The sequence below is a fragment of the Haladaptatus sp. R4 genome (genome assembly GCF_001625445.1).
Classification (GTDB): domain Archaea; phylum Halobacteriota; class Halobacteria; order Halobacteriales; family Haladaptataceae; genus Haladaptatus.
The window spans coordinates 157,768-180,128 of sequence record NZ_LWHG01000032.1 but is presented as its reverse complement, the minus strand read 5'-3'; the positions used below and the strand labels follow the sequence as shown (position 1 = coordinate 180,128).

Below are 22,361 nucleotides of genomic sequence, written 5' to 3'. Positions count from 1 at the left end.
GCGAATTCCGACGAATATCAACGAATGCTGACGAATACCGATGACTGACGGAATGGCGAACGGATCAGTGTTCGGGGTCGACTTCCGTCATCAGCACCTTGGAGACGCCTTCCTCCAGTTCGATTTCGAAGGGAAGCCGGGCACTGCTTCGCTCGACGAACCGCGTCATGAACCATTTGACGGATTCGGTCGGGAACACGACGTGATACGTGTCGCCCTGCGTTCCGCGAACGGTCAGGAAACCACAGAACGAAAGCCAGTCGAGCAGTTCCCCGAGCGTTTCGAATCCGGTGTTCGTACTCGCGGGCGTGGTAGTTCGAGACGCTGTCGGCCAGTTCGAGAAACGCCGCGTCCGGTTCGCCGTCTTCGTCCTCCACGTACTCCAAGAAGCAGTGGAGGAAGTCCACGTCGAGCAGGACGTGTTCGCCGCTCGCCAGCATTTGATGGTACGCTTCGAGGCTCGGTCCCGCTTGGGTCGTGGCGGCGTCGTAGTTCGCGGCGTAGAAGACGAGCGCCTGCCTGACGAGTTCGCTCTGGGGTTTTCCGTCCCGACTCACGAGTTCGTCCAGCGCGACCTGTGCCTCGTCGTCCAGCGACACCGTTACCCGGTTCGTCATGCTCCCACTTACCCACCCAACCCATTTATGCGTTCGTCCGGTTTATCGCCCGTTCGAGCGACAGGTCGAGCGCTACCACGCGTACTTTCCAAAAATTTTCACCCCGATACCGCTGCACGTTTGTGCATCCTTTTATTCCGGAGACCGTCGTACACGGTCCGGGGGATTTCAAGGATGACAACCGCGGAGACGTACGACAAGGAACGACTGGCAAACACGATTCAAGATACGTGGCGACTCCTCATGGGTGTCGGTGTCGTACTCACTATCGTCGGCTTACTGGCGATCCTGACGCCGTTCTTCACGGGAATCACGCTGTCGTTTCTGTTCGGCGTGTACCTCGTGATCGGTGCGGTCGCCCACTTCGTCCACGCGTTTTCGGGGCGCGGGTGGACGGGATTCGTCTTTCAACTGCTGTTGGCGATCATCTTCGCCATCGGCGGTATCGCGTTCCTCCTGAACCCGCTGGTCGGACTCACGGCGCTAACCATCCTGCTCGTCATCTTCTTCCTCGTCGAAGGGGCCGTCGAGTTGGCAATGGGGTTCCGACTCCGACCGGAGCGCGGATGGCTATGGATCGCCATCAGCGGAATCGCGTCGATCCTCGTCGCCTTCTTCGTCTGGCTGTCGTACCCGAGTTCCGCGACGTGGGCCGTCGGACTCCTGTTCGGTATCGGCCTCTTTACGAGCGGCCTCTCGATGGTCGCGGCCGCGATGGGCGGCCGCGAAGCGGTAAAGAAAGCGACGGAAACGCGGGCGGAGACCGGCTAACCGCTCACGTTCACTCCGCCTTCGACCGCCGTTTCACTCGCTTTCCCGAACCTCACGCGTGATCGACCGTCCGCTGTGAGCGTGGTCCAGACGTCGATTGTGATGAGCGATGATGGGTGGTAATGGATGACGATGATTGACGATGGACGAAGATAGATGGCAATGGACGATAACGGGTGCTGATCGACGAGTCCCGGATTCGGGTTCACTCGTCACCACTCGTATCAAATAATTATTAGTATGGTGGCTACCCGTTAATAATTCAAATTTTTGAGTAATAATTATAACTACTGGATAAGTAGTATTTTATTGCGATTGATCTGGGGTTAATCGCATAGCAGGACACGACATATGCACGAACCAACTCACAATTCTGCCGACGAACGGCAGAGTCGGACGGACGAATCGGACGAACCAGTCGAATCGAACGACGGGCTATCACTCTCGCGGCGCACGTATTTCAAGGCGTTCGGGGCCGCCGGACTGGCCGGTGCAGCGGGAATTCCCGCACCGGCGATGGCGGCAAGCGACGTTCACGGCGTCGGCAACGGAAGTTACGCCGGGACGAAACCATCGGGCGAGGACGGGCCGCCTTCGACGCTGTATACGACCGGGAACGTCCAAGCGCCGCTTCCATCGAACGATTGGTGGACGTCGGCACTGGTCGAGGGGTATTCGGAGAACCTCTTTTTCGACCCCGGATACGGACAGGCCGTGGAGGCCGGTCTCGAAGTCGGCAACCCGTCGACGTGGACGACCTCTGACACTGCCGCGATAATGGACGTCAGCAGCGACTTCACGCTGGGACACACCGCCACCTCGTCGTTTTCCGACGCGCGCGTCGACGGCCACAGCGACTGGTCCGTGACGCTGAAGTGGGGAAGCGGAACGGGGACGACCCTCAGGGCGTCGCTGACGACGGGGTTGCCCTTCGTCTTCTGTGAGTACACGGGCGGCGGCGCGGAACTGGACTTCCCGGCGGCACCGAACGTCTGGGCCGACCGCGGGAACGTCTTCGGCGTAACCCACAACGGCAACCACTACGGCCTGTTCGCGCCGTCGGGCGACGACTGGTCCGGCACCGGTTCGGCCACGCTGACCAACGGACTGTCGGGCGGTTATCTGTCGATAGCGATCCTCCCCGACGGTAACACCTCGACCCTCGATACGTTCGAGGAGTACGCCTACAACTTCGTCATGGACACCGGGGCCGGTGACGCGACGCGCGTCAGTCCGACCTACGACCAGTCCGCGAGCGAGGTCCGAACGACCTACTCGTTCAATACGGACGACAAGGCCGAGAGTCAGGCCAGCGGGACGATCACGGGACTGTATCCGCACCAGCACAAGTACACGGACGAGGCGCTGCTGAGCGACACGTACGTGTGCCCTCGCGGGACGATGAAGACGACCAGCGGGTCGTCGTTCACGACGACCCACCCGTTCCGCGGCGTCCTCCCGTACCTGCCCGACCGAGGCACGTACGACGAATCGGAACTCTCGGGCTACGTGGGTGACGTGTCGTCTAGCCTCGGCGGCAGCGACACCTACTCGACCGGAAAGGAGTTCGGTCGGGCGGCCGCGGCCGCACCCATCGCCGATCAGGTCGGTAACACGAGCAAACGCGACGCGCTGTACGACGCCATCCAGTCGCGGATGGAAGACTGGTTGGTCGCCGGAAGCGGCGAGAGTTCGAACCTGTTCTACTACGACGACAGTTGGGGCACATTCATCGGCTACCCCGACTCGTACGGGTCGGCGTCGGGCCTCAACGACCACCACTTCCACTACGGCTACTTCGTCCGCGGTGCCGCCGCCCTCTCGCGAACCGACGACTCGTGGGGCGACGACGGCAACTGGGGCGGAATGGTCGACCTCATCGTCCGCGACTTCGCCAACTGGGAGCGGCCGAACCGCGCCAACGCACAGGAACCCGCAACCAATCCCGCCGATTCGTTCCCGTTCCTGCGGAACTTCAGCCCGTTCGGCGGCCACTCGTGGGCCGCCGGTACCGCGGAATTCGCGGACGGCAACGACCAGGAATCGTCCTCGGAGGCCATCAACGCCTACGGGGCGATGGTCGAGTGGGCGGTGTACACCGACAACGACGAGATGCTGAACTGGGCGGCCTACCTCTACACCCACGAGGTCATCTCCGCGATGGAGTACTGGTTCGACGTGGACGACGGGAACCAACCCGACGCCTGGGGTCACGACACGGCGGGTATCGTCTGGAGCGACAAGTACTCCTACGCGACGTGGTTCAACGCCGACGCCGAGGCGGTGCACGGCATCAACTACCTGCCGTACGCCGGTCACTCGCTGTACCTCGGCTGGGACGCCGACTTGGCCGAGCGAAACTACTCCGAGGCGGTGGCCAACGACGACAACGGCGGCGCTTGGAACCTCTGGCCCGACATCATGTGGAACTACCGCGTGTTCTCGAACCCGAGCGACGCCAAGAGCATGTTCCAAGCCAAGAAGGGCTCCTACACGCCGGAATCGGGCGAGACGAAAGCGCACACGTACCACTGGATTTACGCCATCGACGGCATGGGCAACCCCAACCCGTCGGTCACGGCGGACTATCCGCTGGCGTACGTCTTCGGGAGCGGGAGCGACAAGACCTACGTCGCCTACAACGGCGGGAACGCGGCGATCACGGTGAACTTCTCGGACGGTACGTCGCTCTCCGTCGGAGCCAACTCGATGAATTCGAGCACCGGCGGGAGCCAGCGGTGGCGGTTCGGGAGACTCGACCGCACCGTCGGCACCGTCGAACTTCTCGTCGTCCGGCCACACCACGTCGTCGGTCGATCTCGATTGGAGCGCCGCGAGCGACACCGGCGGGTCGGGACTCGACCACTACGCGGTCTACGTGAACGGTTCGCAGAACGGGACCGTTTCGGCGGGTACCACGTCCACGACGGTCTCCGGACTCTCCGGCGGGACGACCTACGACTTTTCCGTGACGGCCGTGGACGGCGCTGGCAACGAGTCGAGCGCGTCCAACACCGTGAGCGTCACGACGAACTCGTCGGGCAGCGGCGACTTCAACCAAAGCGTCTCCCGCATCGACGGGTCGGACAGCGACTCAACCGTCGACGAACTGTCGTTCACGTTCGTCTCGAACGTCGGGTCGAACTGGGTGGACGTTCACTACACCGTCAACGGCGGGTCACAGTACAACTACCGGATGAACAAGAGCGGCGACACCCACACGCTCGAAACCACCCCCGACTACGTGGTCGGCGACTTCTCGTCCGGCGACGCCATCGACTACTACTTCACCTACGAGAACGGCGGCACCGGCAACGACTCCCAGCACTTCAGCCTCACCTACTGAGACGAAAGCCGAGAGTCACCGGAAGGTCGAACCGCGGAAAACCGGATCGCTGAAAACCGAACCGCGGAAAACCGGACCGCCGTTACCACCCGAGCACGCGGCGTCGCCGCGTGCTCGGGACTCTCACTCGAGATTCTCATTCGGGACTCCCGCTGTCTTCGCGATACATACGTCAAAACGCTCGACGAACCTCACAGCGGGACATTTTCGGAGACGAACTCCCGGTCCTCCCGCTCGATGCCGAGCAGGTAGAGCACCCCGGCGAAGACGGCGAGGCCGACGACGCCGCCGACCACACCCTGTGCGAGCGCGGCCGCGGTCGTCGGGAGGTGTGCCGAGAGCGGTCCGCCGACGGCGGCCTTCACGCCGAGCATGGAGACCGCGGACAGGACGCCCGCGATTATCGGCTTGGCGTACTTTCGTGAGTACGGGAAGAGACCGACGAAGTGCCACACCTCGACGACGCGGAGTGTGTTGACCGAGATGATGACCGTCGCCGTGGCGATGGCGGCCCCGATGAGGCCGAACTGCTGGATGAAGACGTAGTTGAGAACCACGTTGCAGACCCCCAGAATCCACTGGTTCGCGAGCGCGAGGTACTGGTTGTCGGTCATCATCAGCACGTAACCGCTCGGGCCGACGCTCGCGTTCGCCAGTTGCGCGATAACGAGCAGGAACAGAATCGCTTCTCCCTGCGTGAACGCGTTACCGTACAGGAGGAGCAGTTGGTGGGCGAAGACGATTGCCCCGACCGCCGGAAACAGCGCCATCGTGAACGTCCAGCGCGTGACCCGTCGATACAGCGATTCGAGGTCGTCCATCTTCCCGTTGCTGTACAGTCGGGAGGCGATTGGGGGAAACAGTTGGCTGAACGCGCTCAGCGGCAGAATGAGCAGTCCGGCCAGTACGGCGGCGGCCCGGTAGATTCCCGCGGCGTCCGACATCGACGTGACGAAGATGCCGATCATGATGATATCGACGCGGTTCGAGAGGACGTACCCGGCCTGATTCAGCGTCAACGGCAGCGAGAAGTTGTAGAACTCCTTGATTTCTCCCTTCGACGCTCGGAACGACGGCACGAGGTCGGTCTTCGACCACACGAGCCACGCCGCCGCGGCGAAGACGAGAATCGTGGCGACGACCGTCGCGGCCGTCACGCCGACGAGTTCGTACCCGAGGAGCAGCGCGACACCGACGAGGGCGAACCGCACCACCGGCGTCAGGACGTTCATGATGAACACCTGATACTCCGGCAGTTCGAGGCTCTTGAAGACGCTCTTGATACAACTCGTGAGCGTGAAAAACGGCACGATGACGGCGAGGACTCGAAGCACGTCGGTCAGGTACGGCCGAAAGGACTCGGCCGCGATTCCCGTGATGACTGGTGCCCCGATGTAGAGTCCCAGGCCGACGGCGCAACCGGCGATCAGCGACGTGAGATACGCCAGTCCGACCATCCGCCGCCGTTTCCCCGGTTGATCCTCGTACTGGGGGACGAACTTCAGGATGGACTGGTCGGTGCCGAGGTTTGCCAGCACCTCCACGAACTGGATAACAACGAACCCGAAGGTGTAGACGCTGAACATGACAGCGTTTCCGCCCGTGGTGAGTCCACGTGCCAGCACGATGCTCAACAGAAATCGAAGCCCGCTGTCGAGCCCTTTTCCGACCATGAAGAAGGACGCGCCACGGGAGATAGATTTCAGCGGCGAGTATGAGTCCGAGGAGTCGTCAGCCATTGGCGTCTGCTGTTGGTATCCGACCGTCGGTGGTTATTTCTTGTGTTTCGTCGGTCCGCCCTCGGACCGTCGGTGTCCCTCTCCTCGGAAGGATGCGGGACCCGTTCACAGATACCCTAGCTCCCGCAGGCGCGACTCGGTCGATGCGTCGATTTCGTCGCTCGATTCGTTCGAATCTTCGTTTTGGGCCGTCGCTTTCGCCTCGGCGATGGCGTCCGCGAAGAACGGGGATTCGTCGTCCGGTCCGTCCGCTCCGCCCTCGTCCGATTCGACCTTCCGCTGCCACGATAGCCGACTCGGGTCGAGTTCGTACTCGGTTCGCGTCCCGAGCGAATCCCAGACCGTCTTTTCCCCTTCCTCGTACACGCAGCGCATCATCCGGTCCCAGTACTCCCGGTTTTCCGGCGGTTCCGGTCCGGCGCTCAGCCCGACCAGTTCGGCCGGGATTTCGTCGTGCGAGACGTCGGGCGTCTCGCCGTTCGCAAGCCCGGTGACGAGACGGCCGAGTTCGAGTTGCGAGACGTACCCGGTCTCCTCCGGTTCGTAGCCCGCCGGTGGGTTGATGATGCAGAGGGGCACGTGCAACAGCCCTTCCGAGAGACTGCTCTTGTGGTTTGCAAGGTAGTCGTCGGCTTCCTCGGCGTGGTTCTCACCGTGGTCCGCCGTGACGATGATCGTCGTCTCGCGCCGCGACGAATCGAGCACTTCGTGGACGAACGTCGAGAGGAGTCGATCTATGTACTCGATCGTCGCGCCGTACACCTGCCGACGGACGCGCCAGTAGTCCTCGTGTTCGTCTTTCCCGTTCATCAGCTCCCAGACGCCGTACTGTTCCGAGGTCCACGAGTTCGGCACGCCACGAAGTAACTCCGAGTCGTACACCCGGCACGGCTGAAGCGGCGTGTGCGCGTCCATCAGGTTACAGAACCCGAAGAACGGTTCGTCGGCATCGTTGGCCCGCCGTTTCGTCGCGTCGAGCACCGCCGACCCACCGTTGTCCACCAGTTTCGGGACGGGTCCCGTCTTCGTCGTCTGGTGGAGCACGCCGTAGGCCGTGTTTTTCAGGCTCTCTATTGGGTGGTCGTCCGCCATCGCCGCCCGAAGGAACTCCGTGTACTTCTCGGTGCCGTCGGTTTCCTGACCGACCTCGTTGAGGCTCGTCGCCTCCGGATAGCGGTGTTTCGGTTCGACAGCGGCGAACTCGTCGAACCACGAATCGAAGCCGTACGTCGGGCTGACGAAGGCGTTTGCGCTCACGCCGAACGTCGTGTAGCCGTCCAACTCCGACAGGAACGTCTCGTCGCGGTCGATGGTATCGAACCTGCGGTTGTACGTGTGGACGCCGTGTTTGGACGGTAGCTCCCCGGTAAACATGCTCGCGTGGCTCGGGACCGTCCACGAACTCGCGGCGCGACACCCGGTGAACGTCACGTCCGAGAGTCGTTGGAGGCGCTTCGCGTACTCGGCGAAGAAGTCCGCCCGAACGGTATCGAGACAGATCAGGAGGACGTTTCGAGCGCGGGATGCTGGAGGGGCGTTCGCTGCCATTGCTACCCATCAGGGAGATGGCATCCAAAACGCTATTGGCCAAAGAATTACACGACAGGACGATTATCGGAATCGTTCATAATAAATAAATTCTCCAATCTCAACGCCTCTACAGACGGTTATCTCGTGTTCAGAACGCATACTTGTGGACAGGTTGATGATTCTCACCGGCGTATCCCTCTCCAGGGTGGGTGAAGATGTCACACGTCAGTTCGGACAGTCCAGGGGAACCACACGACGCCGAAACACCGTCGTCCCGCGACGACCGTCCGGCACGGATAGACCATCACGGGCACGAGGGGATGTTCCGACGTCGGTTTTGGGTCTGTCTCGTCCTCTCGGTGCCGGTGCTCTACTTCAGCGAGTTCGTTCAATCGACGCTCGGCTACACCGCGATCGGATTTCCGGGGAGCGAGTGGGTAACGCCGGTTTTCGCCGTGATAGTCTTCGCGTACGGCGGGGTTCCCTTCCTCTCGATGGCGCGGGTCGAGTTCGAAAACCGCCAACCCGCGATGATGATGCTCGTCTCGCTCGCCATCACGGTCGCGTTCGTCTACAGCATCGCGGCGGTGTTCGTCCTCCCCGGGACGATGGGCTTCTTCTGGGAACTCGTGACGCTCATCGACGTCATGCTGTTGGGCCACTGGATGGAGATGCGGAGCGTCCGGCAGGCCTCCGGTGCGCTGGACGAACTGGCCCGACTGATGCCGGATACGGCGGAGCGAATCGCGGACGACGGAACGACGGACGAAGTTCCGGTCGCCGACTTGCAGGTCGGCGACCGAGTGCTCGTTCGACCGGGGGCGAGCATCCCCGCGGACGGCACGGTCGAGGACGGCGAGTCGTCGCCGACGAGGCCATGATCACCGGCGAGTCGCGCCCGGTGGGGAAACACCCCGGCGACGACGTCATCGGCGGAACGGTCAACAGCGGGGACGGAAGTCTCCGCGTCCGAGTCGGTGCGACCGGCGACGAGACGGCCCTCGCCGGTATCGTGCGACTCGTCGAGGAGGCACAGGGGAGCAAATCCGGAACGCAACTGCTGGCCGACAGGGCCGCCGGATGGCTGTTCTACGTCGCGCTGGGCGTCGCCGCCGTCACGGCGGTCGCGTGGATTCTCGCCACGGGGTTCGGCCTCGACGTGGTCGAACGCGTCGTCACGGTGTTGGTCATCGCCTGCCCGCACGCGCTCGGATTGGCGGTCCCGCTCGTCGTCGCCATCACCACCTCGATGGCCGCGACGAACGGCGTCCTCGTCCGCGACCGCACCGCGATGGAGGACGCCAGAAACCTCGATATCGTCATGTTCGACAAGACGGGGACGCTCACGGAAGGCAAACAGGGCGTCGTCGGCGTCGAGACGGCGGACGGGTGGAACGACCGGCGGGCATCGGCCGTCGCGGCCGCCGTCGAAACCGACTCCGAACACCCCATCGCCGAAGCCATCCGTCGCCACGCGAACGACGAGGACGCGTCTATCCCGCCCGCGAGCGACTTCGAGAACATCAAGGGACGCGGCGTTCGCGCGACGGTCGAGACCCGAGAGACGCTCGTCGGCGGGCCGAACCTGCTCGATTCCCTCGATGCCGCTCTCCCCGAGAACATTTCTGACTTCGCTCGAACCGCTGGTGAGAAGGGCCAGACCGTCGTTTACCTCGTCTCCGACGGGAACGTCGTCGCCGGATTCGCGTTGGCGGACGTGGTTCGGGAGGCGAGCAAGCGGACCGTCGATGCGCTCCACGGGATGGGAATCGAAGTCGCCATGCTGACGGGCGACAGCGAGGCCGTCGCCCGTTCCGTGGCCGACGAACTGGGTATCGACACCTACTTCGCTGAGGTGCTGCCGGAGGAGAAGGACGAGCGAGTCACGGACCTCACGGCGGGCGGCGAGCGCGTGGCGATGGTCGGCGACGGCGTGAACGACGCACCGGCGTTGACGCGCGCGGACGTCGGCATCGCCATCGGAGCGGCACCGACGTCGCCATCGAATCCGCCGACATCGTCCTCGTGGAGAACGACCCGCTCGACGTGGTGAAACTGATCCGCCTCAGCCGTGCGAGTTACCGGAAGATGCAGGAGAACCTCGTCTGGGCGACGGGGTACAACGTCTTCGCGCTCCCGCTCGCGGCGGGCGTCCTCGCGCCGTTCGGCATCCTGCTCTCGCCCGCCGTCGGCGCGTGCTCATGTCCGCGAGCACGGTCGTCGTCGCCGTCAACGCCCGTCGATTGCGAGGGGCCGACCTGTCGGTCTGATCATCGTACCTCCGACCCCGTCGCCAGATAGCGGTCGGGAACCGTCCGCCCGTCGAGCAGGGCGAGCGCGTTCGTCGCCAAACGGTCGATGCAGGCCACGCTCGCCTCCTCGGTTCGCGCCGCGATGTGGGGCGTCAGCGTGACCGTTTCGAACCCGTGGAGCGGCGAATCAGGGGTCAGCGGTTCCGTCTCGAACACGTCGAGTCCGGCACCGGCGATGGTTTCGTCGCGGAGCGCCCCGACGAGTGCCGACTTGTCGATGACCGCCCCCCGTGCGACGTTGACGACGACTGCCGACGGCTTCATCGCGGCGAACGCCGCTTCGTCGAGCATGCCGCGCGTCTCGTCGGTCAACTCGGTGGTGACCACGACGGCGTCGCTCCGTTCCAGCAGGGAATCGAGCGTCGCCATCGCCGTACCCGTCAGTTCCGCGTCCTCCTGGTCCACGTACGGATCGAACGCGAGCGTCTCGGCGTGGAACCCGTCGAGCAGCGTGGCGAACCGCTGGCCGATTCGACCGTAGCCGACGATTCCGACCGTCTTCCCCGAGAGTTGCCGACCGATGGGCGTTTCGTCCCGCCAGCCGCCGGATTCGAGGACGCGCTGGGCGTGAACCGTTCGTCGGAGCGTCGCCAGCAGGAGGCCGAGCGCGTGTTCGGCCACGGAGAGCGCGTTGAGTCCGGGCGTGTACGTCACCGGGATTCCGTGGTCGTTCGCCGCTTCGACGTCGACGTTGTCGAGGCCGGTGCCGAACTTGGCGACCACCGAGAGGTCCGTCGCTTTCAGAACTCGCCGCGAAATCGGCAGGCGGGATGTGGTGAACACCACGTCCACGTCGGCCAATTCGTCGACGAGCGCGTCCTCGTCGGGGTCGCGCCGACGGTGAGTTCGATGCGCTCCCCCACGCGCTCACGCAACGCCGACGACGGTTGTACGTCCACGTCCACGAGTCCCCGAACCGGTTCCGATTCCGTTTCCATCGTCCCCATCGTCCGAGCGATGACGACCTCTATCGACAAAACCACTCCGGCGAGGGGGGCCGGGTATCGTCGTGACGGCGGAATACCGGTGAAGATTGGGTGACATCCGCCCATTTAACCGGCCGCCGAACCATCCTCGAACTACCAGATGTCCGCTCGCTATCGTTCGCTATCTCGACAGTTACGGGAGACGGTTCGCGGCCTCCGCGGTGACGGCCGGGGCTGGCTGCTCGTCACCGTCGCAATCGGGTGGGCGTTCACGCTCGGTATGCGGTTTATCCTCCCGACGCTGTTGCCCCAGATCGAATCGAATCTCCACATCTCCGACTCGCTCGCCGTCGAGCCATCACCGCCCTCTGGATCGGTTACGCCTTGATGCAGTTCCCGGCGGGGGTGTTGGTCAACCGTCTCGGGGAGCGACGGTTGTTGACCGCGAGCCTCGGTCTGTCCGGATTCAGCATGCTCCTCCTCGGGTTCGCACCGGCTTTCGGCGTCTTCTTCCTCGGTAGCGCGGCCTACGGACTCACGTCCGGCCTCTACGGCCCGAGTCGAGGGACGGTCCTCTCGCGGACGTTCACGCGGAACGCGGGCGCGGCGTTCGGCATCACGTTGGCCATCGGTAGCCTCGGGTCCGCGTTCCTCCCGAACATCGCGGCGGCCGTCGTGACCGATGTTGGCTGGCGGGCCATCCTCGCCGGATTGGCGGTCCCGTTCTTCGTCATGTCCGTATTGGCGTGGAACGTCGTCCCCGAACGTCCCGCCGAGAACGACCGTCCGAGCGACGACCGGTCGGGACACCGACGCCGTCTCCGACGGCGGTGAATCCGACACGGCTTCGTCCTCCACGCTACCGGAGTTCGGCGAACTCGTCGGGACGCTCTCGGACCGCTCCATCCTGCTCGCGACCCTCTCGGTGGCGATTCTGCTCTTCGCCTATCAGGGGATCACCGCGTTCCTCCCGACGTATCTCCAGACGAAGGGGCTGAGTCAGGGAACCGCCGCCCTGCTGTTCGGGTTCATGTTCGTCGTCGGCGCGGCGTCCCAAATCGTCGCGGGCAGCGCCGCCGACCGAATCGGCATCAAACCCGTCCTCCTCGTCGTCACCGCCATCGGCGTCGTCGCTCCCATCGCACTGACGCTCGTCTCCGGAAAACTCGCGATAGCGGTCGTCGTCGGTATTCTCGGTACGCGCATGGCGGTCAACGCCGTCACGAACTCCTTCATCGTCGGCGCGCTCCCCGACCACCTTCAAGGCTCGGCGTGGGGATTCATCAGAACCGGTTTCTTCCTCGTCGGTTCGCTCGGTTCGACGTTTATGGGGGTCTTCGCCGACGCGAACGAATTGAATCTCGCGTTCATCATTCTGGGCGTGCTGTCGGCGGTGGCGCTCGGTCTGTACGCGCTGTTGCCGAACGAGTAAGAACGAATACTCCTCTCTTCCGCTCTCATATCGAATTTCAAGCGAGGAACGCGAACGCTCGGGCTTCGATCTTTCGCATGTGTTCGCTGACCGTGCTTGCATCGATTCCGACGCGCTCGGCGATTTCCCCGTGGGTGGAACGGCGCGGGTTCTCGTAGTAGCCGAGTTCCATCGCGATGTCCAAAATCTCCTGTTGGCGGTCGGTCAACAATCCGGTGAGATCGCTCGTCCCTGGAGAGTACACGCCGATTCGCTCGACTGTGATGTTGATTTCGTCGGGAATTTCTGCGAGCGCTCGCTGTAACACTTCGTTAGTCTCGCCGATCATGGTCACGCGGATTTCCTCCTCGGAGATGTATTCGATGGACTCGAAGAACACCTCGTGCTCGTCGAGCGGCCGGAGAATTCCGCGCATCGAGTCCGGAAGCTGACTGTGCAGATACATGAGTCCGGTACCATCCCCTTCGTCCGAAACGCTGTAGTCGATCACGTCCGGGTTTTGCCCGATCAGTCGGCGCATGCGGTCGGAATTTCCATGGACGTGAGCCAACATGACCATCGTTCCGTCGTCCAGCACGTTGAAGTGGAGGATCGATTTTCGGCCAGCGGAGGATTCGCTAGTGTGCAGTTCGTAGGCAGTCGGGTGAAATCCGTCAGGTCGAGTGATGGTGAACGTTATCGTTCTCATGCAGTATCGGTATCCTGTCCGCTTTGGTCGCCTACCGTGCTACTACTCATGCGACATTACCTTAAATACTGCCCCATTTTCGGGGCAGTCGGTGCATCCGCCGGGAAAACGTAGCGTTCGGTGTGGTCAGACAGCAACACGATGCGTCCGACGGCACGGACGAAAAACGCGCACAGCGCGATACAGCACGGCGACTCTCGACGACGGCGACCTCGATGGTGAGGTAGCCATCGTCACTGGTGGAAACAGCGGAATCGGCGAGGCCACCGCCTTGCGACTCGCCGCGGCAGGAGCGAACGTTCTGATTACCGGCCGGAACCGCGAGCGGTTGGAGGCGGCCGCCGAAGGGGCCCCGAATATCGACGGAATCGTCGACCGACATGACCGATTTCGAGGCACTGAAACGGGTCGTCCAGCGGGCGAACGATCACTGGGGACCGGTCTCGGTCCTCGTCAACAACGCCGCAGCGGCCGGTTTCGGACCGATAGGCGAGCAATCTCCGAAACTCGTCCGTCGGATTTACGAGACGAACGTCATCGGCCCATCGCTGCTTCTGAGGAAGAACCGTCGCGGATCTTCGTGAGCAGGGTGGGACGATAGTCAACGTCGCTGGCAGCGACATTCGACCGAGACCGCACAGCAGCACGTTCGGCGTCTCGAAGCGGGCGATGGAACACCTGACTCGTTACTGGGCGGTCGAACTCGCACCGGAGGTTCGCGTGAACGCGGTCGCTCCGGGACCGACTGCTACCGGCGCACTCGAACGGGCGGGCCTATCCGAGGAGCAACTGGAACGAATGCAAGAGCAACAGACGGTTCCGCTCGGTCGGAGCGCCGAACCCGAAGAAATCGCCGAATGGATCGTCCGGTTGGCGGATTCCTGTTCCGACTGGGTCACCGGTCAGGTGTTTCCCATTGACGGCGGCTACAATCTCATAGAATGAGTTCGCTGTCCGATCACGGGCGAATCAGATACCACGAATTCAGGAGAAATCACGGATGAAAGCAGTACGTATTCACGAGTTTGGCGACGCATCGAACCTCCGGTACGAGGAGATAGAGACTCCGGAACCAGCAGACGGCGAGGTCCGCGTCCGAATTCACGCGGCCGGTGTAAACCCTGCCGATTGTAAAATTCGGCAAGGTGCCCCATTCCCCATCGACCTCCCGTGGATTCCGGGATGGGACATCGCCGGTGTCGTTGACGAGGTCGGGACGGACGTGAGCGAGTTCGAACCAGGCGACGAAGTGTACGGGGTACTGCCGTTTCCAGGCGACGGTGGTGCGTACGCGGAAGCGGTCGCGGTTTCGCCTACGGAGGGAAAACTCGGTCAGAAACCGGCGTCGCTGTCGTTCGAGGAGGCGGCCGGTGTTCCGATGGCGGGACTCACCGCGTGGCGGTCCATGCACCTGACCGACTTGCAACCGGGGCAGCGGGTGCTGATTCACGCCGCGCGGGCGGCGTGGGCCACTTCGCCGTCCAATTTGCAAAGTGGCGCGGTGCCCACGTCGTCGGTACCGCCTCCGGTTCGAACGAGGAGTACCTCCGAGATTTGGGCGTGGACGAATTCGTCAACTACCGCGAGGAGCGCTTCGAGGACGCCATCGAACCGGTCGATGTGGCGATCGACGCGATCGGTGGCGATACCTTCACCCGCTCGCTCGAAATCACGAAGGAGGGCGGGGTCATCGACAATCTCCCGCTGAACCTCACGCCGGAACAGGAGGAGGCGGCGGACGAGCACGGCGTTCGCGTCGAACGGTCGGACACCTTCGACCGGGAATGGCTCGACGAGATTACCGAACTTCTCGAAGACGGCACCGTCGCGCCGACGCTCGATACGGTGTTCCCGCTGGCCGAAGCACAACAGGCACACGAACTGAGCGAGGGCGGCCACCTCTGCGGGAAGATCATTCTCACGACGAGCGAAGGGGACGGGAACTGAAATGGAGGTCGTCGTGTTCGGAGCGACGGGCAGGGTCGGTCGGCACGTCGTGGATACCGCGCTGTTACGGGAGCACGAAGTACGGGCGTTCGTTCGAAGCCCGGAGAAAGTTGATCCGATCCACCGCGACAACAGCCATCTGTCGATCGTCGAGGGTGATGCTCTCGACACTGATGCGGTCGAACGCGCCGTGCAGGGAACCGATGCCGTCCTCAGCGCGCTCGGCCCCGCAGACGGTTCCCCTATCGACGTGGCGATTCGCGGCGGGGAGAACATCCTCGCTGCGATGCAAGCACACGACGTTCCACGGGTCGTGATCCTCGGCGGCAGAGTTATTTCCCATCCAAAAGACCCGTTCTCCGTTTCGGGACGTGTTCTCTCGTTCGCGGTGGACCTCGTCGCAGGCGATCTCACCGGGGGAGGAGAACGACTCATGAGAACGCTCGCGGCGAGCGATTACGAATGGGTCATGGTCAGACCGCCGTGGATCAGGAGCGGTCCACGCACTCGTGACTATCGAACTGGCTACCTCAGACTCACCGCCTTGTCAACGGTCTCACGAGCCAACGTTGCGGCGTTCATGGTTCGAGCGGCGGAGACGGATAGATGGGTCGGCGAGGCTCCGATGATTACAAACTGAGTGGAACGGGTGAAAACTGACTCCTTTCTCACAACGAGTTCCGAAGCGCCCATGTATCTGCTCTCGGGTCGAGATTCGACGGCTCCGCGCCCCGCTCGGTCAGGATTCCGGCGTGGTACAGTATCGCCTTGAACTGGAAGACGGTCGGGGAGTGGTAGACGTTGCCGTTCGTCAGCGCGTTGATTCGAAGCTCTCCTTCAGGGCCCAGGACTCGATTTCTCGCGTCGTCCGTTCCGCGGACGAACAGCTCGATGGTGAACGTGGGATGCAGTTCGTACAGATATTCGACCAGCTGAACGAGATTCGGGTAGGTCTCGCCATCTTCGTGCAACCGCTGCAATTCTTCCACGATGAGCTGCGTCGCCGGATAGTCGAACACAACTCGCCTGGTGAGCAGCCCCCACTCCGGTGCGAGGTCGTAGAAACAGCGCGATTTCCGGTACCAATTTTGAAACTCGTTCAGCGCCCGCTCGACCGATCCGTATCGGCCGAGTGCGAAGCGGACGACTTCGCGTCCGAGGGCGGTGAGACGAATGCCGTTTGGTCGTTTTTTCACGAGTCCGAGCACTATCGCACCTCGTTTCGCACTGTCGATTTCTCGGACGACCTTGTTTTCCCGCATCAGCTCTTCCGTCGAGCCGTCGGCGTAGTAGGCAAGCGGGTATCCGAGGTAGTTCTTCGGATGATTGAGACCGAACGAGTCGTCCACGACGCCTTGGGCGCTCGCTTGAAATCGAATCGCTTCGGCCTCCGTGGTCGTTCGGTTGCCCACGACCCGGGGCAGTTCGAGCGGCGTTACCGCGCCGCCCGGTTCGACGGCGAGGACGCCGACGTTCAACTCGCGGGCGAGCGTCCGAGCGGATTCCGAAATCGCGCTGCTGGGCGCGGTGACGTACGCGACGTTCGCCTCGTGCAACCGGTCGTACGCCTGTACGACCCCGCGCTCGACATCCACAGTCCCCGATTTCGTGTATCCCTTGGCCTCGATCGCTATCAGCGGTGGGTCACTCCCGAGCCGGTTCACGGCCACCAGTTCGTCGTCCAGCGAGCGAACCCCGACGAGGTCGGGGTATCCCGTCCCGATGCAGACGTGATTGAACGGCGCGAGCGTCTCCGTTATTTCCGGTGTGATGGCTCCGTCTGCCAGCCACTGCTCGGAGGTGAACTGCGTATCCACGACCGCATACGTCGTTCCCGCCCCGTCGTCCGGAAACAGGTGACGCTTCGCGTGCGCGAGCACGTGCGGTTCGCTCAGTTCACTCGCCGCGCTAGCCATGGCAGTGGAATTACGACGAATCCCACAAGAACGTTGTGTTGTCCTCGCTTTCGATTCCGTTCTACTCGTCCAACTCGCGCGCGGCCGAGAGCCACCAGCAGTGGCCTCGGCCGCGCGCTTCCGTGTGTTCGAGGACGCCATCGGCGACCAACTCGCGGAGTTGGTCGCCGAGTTGCTCACGGGAGACGGCCAACTCGTCCGCGAGATACGTCGTGTTCACCACCGGCGCTGGCGCGTTTCGAATCGCGGCGACGATCTCTTTTTCGCTGATCTCGGTTGGCATGATGGCTCCCCTACGACAGCCACGGACAACTGCGATTCGGCCGCCATGGCGGCCGAATCGCTCGCTCGGCAACTCGCGTTTGTCACCACTCGCGTTTGTCACCGTCTCTCACGCCCGCGAAACCCTTTTGCCCGCAACTCACGGAGTAGCAACCGGCATGTCTTCGTTCACTACTGCCGGTGGTCGATTTTGGCCGACCACGGCATAGTCAACTGATCCTGTCGTATCGTTTCACCGACAGTCCGTTCTCCACCAGCGGTTCGCTCGGCGGTGATGGCCGATGACCGACATCGACCCGTGGGGCGACGTCGAAATCGCCGACTACTCGGCGACGATGGAGGGGTTCGGCATCGAACCCATCGCCCCGCTCGCCGACCGTCTTCCCGATAATCGCCTCGTCCGGCGCGGCATCGTCTTCGGCCAGCGCGACCTCGAAACCGTCCTCGACGCCCGCGACCGGGGTGACCCGTTCGCCGTCATGACCGGCCTCATGCCCTCCGGCGTGTTCCACTTCGGCCACCTCGCCGTGGTCGAACAGGTCCGCATGTTTCAGGAGATGGGTGCCGAGGTCACCCTCTGTGCGGCGGACATCGAAGCCTACGCGACGCGCGACGTGTCGCTCGAAGACGCCCGCGAGTTGGTGATCGAGGAGTATCTCTGCAACTACGCCGCGGCGGGGGTCGATCTCGACCGGACGGACTTTTACTTCCAGTCGCGGGCGGGCAACGACCACCTCGCCCGGAGCAAACTGTTCTCGCGGTACATCACGGAAAACGAGTTCGAGGCGACCTACGGCGCGACCTCACCCGGAAAGATATCCTCGGCGCTGACCCAGTACGCCGACATTCTCCGGCCGCAGGCACCCGAGAACGGCGGGCCGAAACCGACGGTCGTCCCGGTCGGTATCGACCAGGACCCGCACGTTCGCCTGACGCGGGACGTCGCCTCGCGCTACCGCGAGACCGCGTACGTAAAACCCGCGAGTACGTACCATCGGTTCATGCGCGGGCTACAAGGGGGGAAGATGAGTTCGTCCGACCCGGCGAGTTACATCGCACTCACGGATACCGTCGAGGACGCGAAGCGGAAAATCGACGCGGCGAAGACTGGCGGTCGCGCCAGCGTCGAGGAACACCGCGAGAAGGGTGGAAGCGTCGAGGACGACATGGTGTTCGAACTACTCGCGTTCCACCTCGTTCGGGACGACGACGAACTCGGACGAATTCGGCGAAAGTACGAATCCGGCGCGATGCTCTCGGGCGAACTGAAGCAAATCGCCAAGGAGCGCCTCGAAACCTTCCTTCGTGATCATCAGGAAAAACGCGAGGCGGCACGACCGGACGTCGAGCGATACCTCGCCGAACACGGGTTCGGGGAGGCGACTTGATGCGAATTCGACGACTGCGAGCGGGGGAACTCGTCCGGTTCGTGGACGACCTCTGGGTCCCGTTCGCCCGCGAGATGGCGGAGATGGACGACTTCGACACGCTGGCCGACCACGGGGTCAGGGCGAACGTCTTCTCGTACGTGAAAGACCGTTTTTCCGACGCGAGCATCGCCACGTTCGTCGCGGACGACGACGGCTTGATCGGCTACGTGTCGGTCGAAAAACGGGATTCCCCGCCCGTATTCGCCCGCGGGCCGCGGGGCTACATCGACGGCCTGTTCGTCCGCCGAAGTCACCGACGGCACGGGATCGCTACCGCCCTCCTCTCGCGGGCCGAATCGTGGGCCCGACGGCAAGGGTGTGAGTTCATCTCGCTCGACGTTCACGCGGAAAACCGCGTCGCTCAGTCGCTCTACCGGCGCGACGACTACGTGACCAAACGCCACCGAATGACGAAACGATTGTAATTCGACCCGACGCCCGCTTCCGGTGGGATTCCTGCTCGACGACCACTTCCGGCGGGACTCCTGATCGATGCTCACTTTCGGCGGGACCGTTCGAAACGCGGGTCCAACGTGACAACGTGGAATACGCTTATTATCGTCGCCGCCGAGGACCTACTCTGGTAACAGACCTCGCTATGAGCGTTGCATCCGTGGCCCCGCAACTCGACCAGCACGAACGTCGGAGACTCATCTGGTTGCACGGTCTCCTCGTTCTCCTCGGACTGTGGATCACGTTCTCGCCGCTCACGCTCCGCTCCGAGTTTCGAGTCGAGGATCACGCACTGTTGGGCCTCGCGATAGTTTTGTTCGCTGGCCTCTACGTCGTCGGACTGCTCCGAAGCCGGTCGCTTTCTTTCGTGAGCGAATGGATGATCGCGCTGTTGGGATTGATCGTCTTCGGCATCTCGACCGTTTCCAGTCTCGTATCGGACAACGTTCTCTGGAGCGACGTCATCGCCGGTGGTCTCGTCACGTTCATCGCGGTGTACGTGATTTATACGCTCTGTCGGGTTCGAAAACGGGAACGGGAGGCCGTCGATGCCGATGCGTAAGTGCGTCCCGTCGTGTGGCTACTCCGGGTCGATTCGAGGCCCCAATTCGAGCAGTCGCGTCCTCGCGTACGACGGATGGTGACGGAGCGACTCGGCCTCACGGAAGCCGTTTCGTTCGCCCTCGGTGGGATCATCGGCGGGGGGATTTTCGCCGTCCTCGGCGTCGTGGCACGGGTCGCGGGGGCGACTGCGTGGGTCGCCTACCTCATCGCCGGTATCGTCGTCATGGCGACCGGCTACTCCTACGTCAAACTCAACGAACGGGTTCCTATGACCGAAGAGTCCGGCGGTGCGGTCGCCTTCATCGAAGTCTTTCTCGACCGGCCGACGCTGGCCGGGATGGTCGGATGGACGCTGATCGTCGGGTACGTCGGCACGATGGCGATGTACGCCTACGCGTTCGGTGCGTACTTCGGAGCCATCTTCGGCATCACCGAACTCCCGTTTCTCGGCCTCCCGTCACGGCCCATCCTGTCCCTCCTCGTCATCGTCGGTTTCATCGGCGTCAACCTCCTCGGCGTCCACGAATCCGGCGTGGTGGAGGACCTCCTCGTCGCCCTCAAACTCCTCATCGTCCTGTTGTTCATCATCCTCGGCATCAGGTACGGCTACACCCACGGCCAACTCGAATTCGGGGTCGAACGGACATTGAAACAGCCGGATGCACCCGTTCTCGCGGCCGCAGTCGCGTTCGTGTCGTTCGAAGGGTGGCAACTCCTCTTTTACGACCAGGAGAGCATCGGAAACCCGGTTGCGACGATCCGAAAAGCGGTCTACATCTCCATTCCCGTTTCGGCGCTTTCCTACATCCTCGTCGCGTTCGTCGCGCTCAGCGTGGCGAACCAGCGGGCCGTGATCGCCAGCCCCGACCTCGCGCTCGCCATCGCCGCCCGGGAGTTCTCCGGCAGGATCGGGTATGTCCTGATCGGCGTCGCGGCGGTGGTTCTCGACCGCCAGCGCCATCAACGCGACCCTGTTCAGCACCGCGCTGTTCGCGAAGGGGATGAGCACCGACGACCTGCTTCCCGACCGACTCGCCCCGACGCGGGAAGCGGGCGTCCCGACGAAGACGCTGCTCGTCATCGGCGGACTGACGATTCTGCTGACGGTGTACGGCAGTCTCACCGCAATCACGGAGTTCGCGTCCCTGTCGTTCATCGTCGTCTTCGGCGCGATGAACGCGCTCGCCTACACGCAACGCTCCGAACTGATCTCGGTCATCCCGCTCGTCGGATTGGTTGGAACGGCGCTCTTTCTCCCGATTTTCGTCTGGCATCTCTACACCGCCGAGTTCGGCGTGTTCTGCCTCGTCTTCGGCATCGCCGTCACCCTGATCCTCCTCGAAGGTCTCTACTTCGAACGCGACGAAGTCATGACCGGGGTCGAGTCCATCGAAAAGCGGTTCTGATTGTGGGTTCTCGCTCGCCGGTCACTGTCTGTCCTAGGAGAATCGTTTTCCGGCGTGCTGAAATTTATGCCCTCTCGGCACCCTCCCTCTCGTATGTACCTCGCCGACCAAGCGTGGCCGGACCTCGGGGACTACGTCGCGGAGGAATCCGTCGCCGTCGTCCCGTTGGGTTCGACCGAACAGCACGGCCCGCATCTCCCACTCGCCACCGACCACCTCATCGCCGAAGCGTTGGCCCGCGAGGCGGCCGACCGGGCGGGCTACCTCTGCACGCCGACGATAAACGTCGGCGTCAGCACGCATCACATGCAGTTCCACGGGACGATGTCGGTGGACCCGCCACAGTTCCGCGATTACGTCGAGAGTTTTTCGCGCAACCTCACCTACCACGGTATCGACCGCATCGTCTACGTCAACGCCCACGGCGGCAACATGGAGCACTTGCGTGAGGTCGGACGGCGACTGCGGCAGGACGAAGTCGCCTTCGCCGTCGAGTGGATGTGGGACGAATCGATTCCGGAACTCGTGAGCAGCATCTTCGAACACAACGGTCCGCACGGCGGTCCGAAGGAGACGGCGATGATCATGCACATCGCGCCGGAACTCGTGCACGAGGACCGACTGGCGGAGGCCCGCGACGACGGATTGATGGACATCTCGGCCGGAAACCTCACGAAGCACGGCGCGCGGAACTTCTACGACGCCATCGACAACAGCGAAAATGGCGTGTTCGGCGACCAGACCGACGCGACGCCCGAGAAAGGGGCCGAGATTTTCGAGGCGGCGACTGAGCAGTTGGTGCAGTTGCTCGACTGGTTGGACGACGCCCGTTTTTCGGACCTGATGGCGAAACCGCACGTGGACCCGCAACCCGGCAGTCGGCGGGACTGAGAATCCGGCCTCGTTCGGAACGACCCGACTTTTCAGTTGTTTGGTCTCTCGTGCCGTCCACCGATGGATTTCTGTACAGAATCCTGGATAGCTTTCCGGATAGCTATCTAG

General features: G+C 62.9%; 20 protein-coding genes and 7 pseudogenes. 19 read left to right on the top strand and 8 right to left on the bottom strand.

The window, feature by feature from the left end; all coding sequences use genetic code 11:
• Positions 1-64 precede the first annotated feature (64 nt).
• A pseudogene (locus tag A4G99_RS22620) lies at positions 65-617 on the bottom strand (ribbon-helix-helix protein, CopG family).
• Between the two features lie 174 nt (positions 618-791).
• Here A4G99_RS22620 and A4G99_RS22615 point away from each other — a divergent pair.
• The 3 genes and pseudogenes from A4G99_RS22615 (at position 792) to A4G99_RS26275 (ending at position 4,734) form a co-directional block, all read left to right on the top strand.
• Positions 792-1,388, top strand: a complete 597-nt coding sequence (locus A4G99_RS22615; RefSeq protein ID WP_066148487.1) for an HdeD family acid-resistance protein — start codon at positions 792-794, stop codon at positions 1,386-1,388.
• Positions 1,389-1,739: 351 nt separating this feature from the next.
• A pseudogene (locus A4G99_RS29585) lies at positions 1,740-3,812 on the top strand (glycosyl hydrolase); the annotation flags it as partial.
• 289 nt (positions 3,813-4,101) lie between these two features.
• Positions 4,102-4,734, top strand: coding sequence for a fibronectin type III domain-containing protein (locus A4G99_RS26275; RefSeq protein ID WP_190303853.1), 633 nt, complete (start codon positions 4,102-4,104; stop codon positions 4,732-4,734).
• Between the two features lie 191 nt (positions 4,735-4,925).
• On the opposite strand, the gene A4G99_RS22600 is transcribed toward A4G99_RS26275, so the two are convergent.
• Positions 4,926-6,473, bottom strand: coding sequence for a flippase (locus tag A4G99_RS22600; protein WP_066148481.1), 1,548 nt, complete (start codon positions 6,471-6,473; stop codon positions 4,926-4,928).
• Positions 6,474-6,578: 105 nt separating this feature from the next.
• Complete coding sequence (locus A4G99_RS22595) at positions 6,579-8,021, bottom strand: sulfatase-like hydrolase/transferase (protein WP_066148479.1); 1,443 nt, start codon at positions 8,019-8,021, stop codon at positions 6,579-6,581.
• Between the two features lie 302 nt (positions 8,022-8,323).
• Here A4G99_RS22595 and A4G99_RS22590 point away from each other — a divergent pair.
• Positions 8,324-10,273: pseudogene (locus A4G99_RS22590) on the top strand (heavy metal translocating P-type ATPase).
• Here A4G99_RS22590 and A4G99_RS22585 read toward each other — a convergent pair.
• On the bottom strand, positions 10,274-11,098 hold the full coding sequence (locus A4G99_RS22585) for an NAD(P)-dependent oxidoreductase (protein ID WP_255359179.1): 825 nt from the start codon (positions 11,096-11,098) through the stop codon (positions 10,274-10,276).
• Positions 11,056-11,253 carry a hypothetical protein gene (locus A4G99_RS28085; protein ID WP_223302156.1) on the bottom strand — a complete coding sequence of 66 codons (198 nt, stop codon included), beginning with the start codon at positions 11,251-11,253 and terminating at the stop codon, positions 11,056-11,058. The genes A4G99_RS22585 and A4G99_RS28085 overlap by 43 nt, the downstream gene beginning before the upstream one ends.
• 148 nt (positions 11,254-11,401) lie before the next feature.
• On the opposite strand from A4G99_RS28085, the gene A4G99_RS28080 reads away from it, so the two are divergent.
• The 3 genes and pseudogenes from A4G99_RS28080 to A4G99_RS29125 all read left to right on the top strand — a co-directional run.
• A complete protein-coding gene (locus A4G99_RS28080; RefSeq protein ID WP_223302170.1) occupies positions 11,402-11,629 on the top strand; it encodes a hypothetical protein in 228 nt (75 codons plus the stop codon).
• The gene (locus tag A4G99_RS29130; protein ID WP_255359178.1) at positions 11,629-12,075 is read left to right on the top strand and encodes an MFS transporter; all 447 of its coding nucleotides are present in this window, start codon (positions 11,629-11,631) and stop codon (positions 12,073-12,075) included. Before A4G99_RS28080 ends, A4G99_RS29130 begins: the two co-directional genes overlap by 1 nt.
• Positions 12,076-12,130: 55 nt before the next feature.
• Positions 12,131-12,673, top strand: a pseudogene (locus tag A4G99_RS29125) (MFS transporter); the annotation flags it as partial.
• Positions 12,674-12,710: 37 nt separating this feature from the next.
• Here the strand turns inward: A4G99_RS29125 and A4G99_RS22575 are convergent.
• Positions 12,711-13,361: a helix-turn-helix domain-containing protein gene (locus A4G99_RS22575; protein ID WP_066148477.1), complete on the bottom strand. Its 651-nt coding sequence runs from the start codon at positions 13,359-13,361 to the stop codon at positions 12,711-12,713.
• Between A4G99_RS22575 and A4G99_RS29120 the strand changes: the two are divergent.
• The 6 genes and pseudogenes from A4G99_RS29120 to A4G99_RS22560 all read left to right on the top strand — a co-directional run.
• Positions 13,339-13,650 (top strand): annotated as a pseudogene (locus A4G99_RS29120) (hypothetical protein); the annotation flags it as partial. The gene A4G99_RS22575 and the pseudogene A4G99_RS29120 overlap by 23 nt on opposite strands.
• Positions 13,651-13,741: 91 nt before the next feature.
• Complete coding sequence (locus tag A4G99_RS29115; protein ID WP_082838000.1) at positions 13,742-13,945, top strand: SDR family NAD(P)-dependent oxidoreductase; 204 nt, start codon at positions 13,742-13,744, stop codon at positions 13,943-13,945.
• A gap of 13 nt (positions 13,946-13,958) precedes the next feature.
• Positions 13,959-14,306, top strand: coding sequence for an SDR family oxidoreductase (locus A4G99_RS29110; protein ID WP_082837999.1), 348 nt, complete (start codon positions 13,959-13,961; stop codon positions 14,304-14,306).
• Positions 14,307-14,361: 55 nt separating this feature from the next.
• A pseudogene (locus A4G99_RS28070) lies at positions 14,362-14,613 on the top strand (zinc-binding alcohol dehydrogenase family protein); the annotation flags it as partial.
• A gap of 143 nt (positions 14,614-14,756) precedes the next feature.
• A complete protein-coding gene (locus A4G99_RS28065; RefSeq protein ID WP_223302155.1) occupies positions 14,757-15,308 on the top strand; it encodes a zinc-binding dehydrogenase in 552 nt (183 codons plus the stop codon).
• A gap of 1 nt (position 15,309) precedes the next feature.
• Complete coding sequence (locus A4G99_RS22560) at positions 15,310-15,948, top strand: NAD(P)-dependent oxidoreductase (protein WP_066148475.1); 639 nt, start codon at positions 15,310-15,312, stop codon at positions 15,946-15,948.
• Between the two features lie 28 nt (positions 15,949-15,976).
• Here the strand turns inward: A4G99_RS22560 and A4G99_RS22555 are convergent, their stop codons facing one another.
• Together A4G99_RS22555 and A4G99_RS22550 are read right to left on the bottom strand one after the other, a co-directional pair.
• Complete coding sequence (locus A4G99_RS22555) at positions 15,977-17,224, bottom strand: hypothetical protein (RefSeq protein ID WP_066148473.1); 1,248 nt, start codon at positions 17,222-17,224, stop codon at positions 15,977-15,979.
• A 61-nt stretch (positions 17,225-17,285) separates the two neighbouring features.
• Entirely contained in the window at positions 17,286-17,507 is a 222-nt protein-coding gene (locus A4G99_RS22550) for a hypothetical protein (RefSeq protein WP_066148471.1), read from the bottom strand.
• A 280-nt stretch (positions 17,508-17,787) separates the two neighbouring features.
• Here A4G99_RS22550 and trpS point away from each other — a divergent pair, with 280 nt between their 5' ends.
• From trpS to A4G99_RS22525, 6 genes and pseudogenes are all read left to right on the top strand, one after another.
• Positions 17,788-18,894 carry a tryptophan--tRNA ligase gene (gene trpS, locus A4G99_RS22545; RefSeq protein WP_066148470.1) on the top strand — a complete coding sequence of 369 codons (1,107 nt, stop codon included), beginning with the start codon at positions 17,788-17,790 and terminating at the stop codon, positions 18,892-18,894.
• Entirely contained in the window at positions 18,894-19,361 is a 468-nt protein-coding gene (locus A4G99_RS22540; protein ID WP_066148468.1) for a GNAT family N-acetyltransferase, read from the top strand. The genes trpS and A4G99_RS22540 overlap by 1 nt, the downstream gene beginning before the upstream one ends.
• 173 nt (positions 19,362-19,534) lie before the next feature.
• Complete coding sequence (locus A4G99_RS22535; protein WP_223302154.1) at positions 19,535-19,951, top strand: QueT transporter family protein; 417 nt, start codon at positions 19,535-19,537, stop codon at positions 19,949-19,951.
• A gap of 75 nt (positions 19,952-20,026) precedes the next feature.
• Positions 20,027-20,833 (top strand): annotated as a pseudogene (locus A4G99_RS28060) (APC family permease); the annotation flags it as partial.
• Between the two features lie 121 nt (positions 20,834-20,954).
• Positions 20,955-21,359: a hypothetical protein gene (locus A4G99_RS28055; RefSeq protein ID WP_223302153.1), complete on the top strand. Its 405-nt coding sequence runs from the start codon at positions 20,955-20,957 to the stop codon at positions 21,357-21,359.
• Between the two features lie 93 nt (positions 21,360-21,452).
• Entirely contained in the window at positions 21,453-22,250 is a 798-nt protein-coding gene (locus A4G99_RS22525) for a creatininase family protein (protein ID WP_066148466.1), read from the top strand.
• Positions 22,251-22,361: the final 111 nt, after the last annotated feature.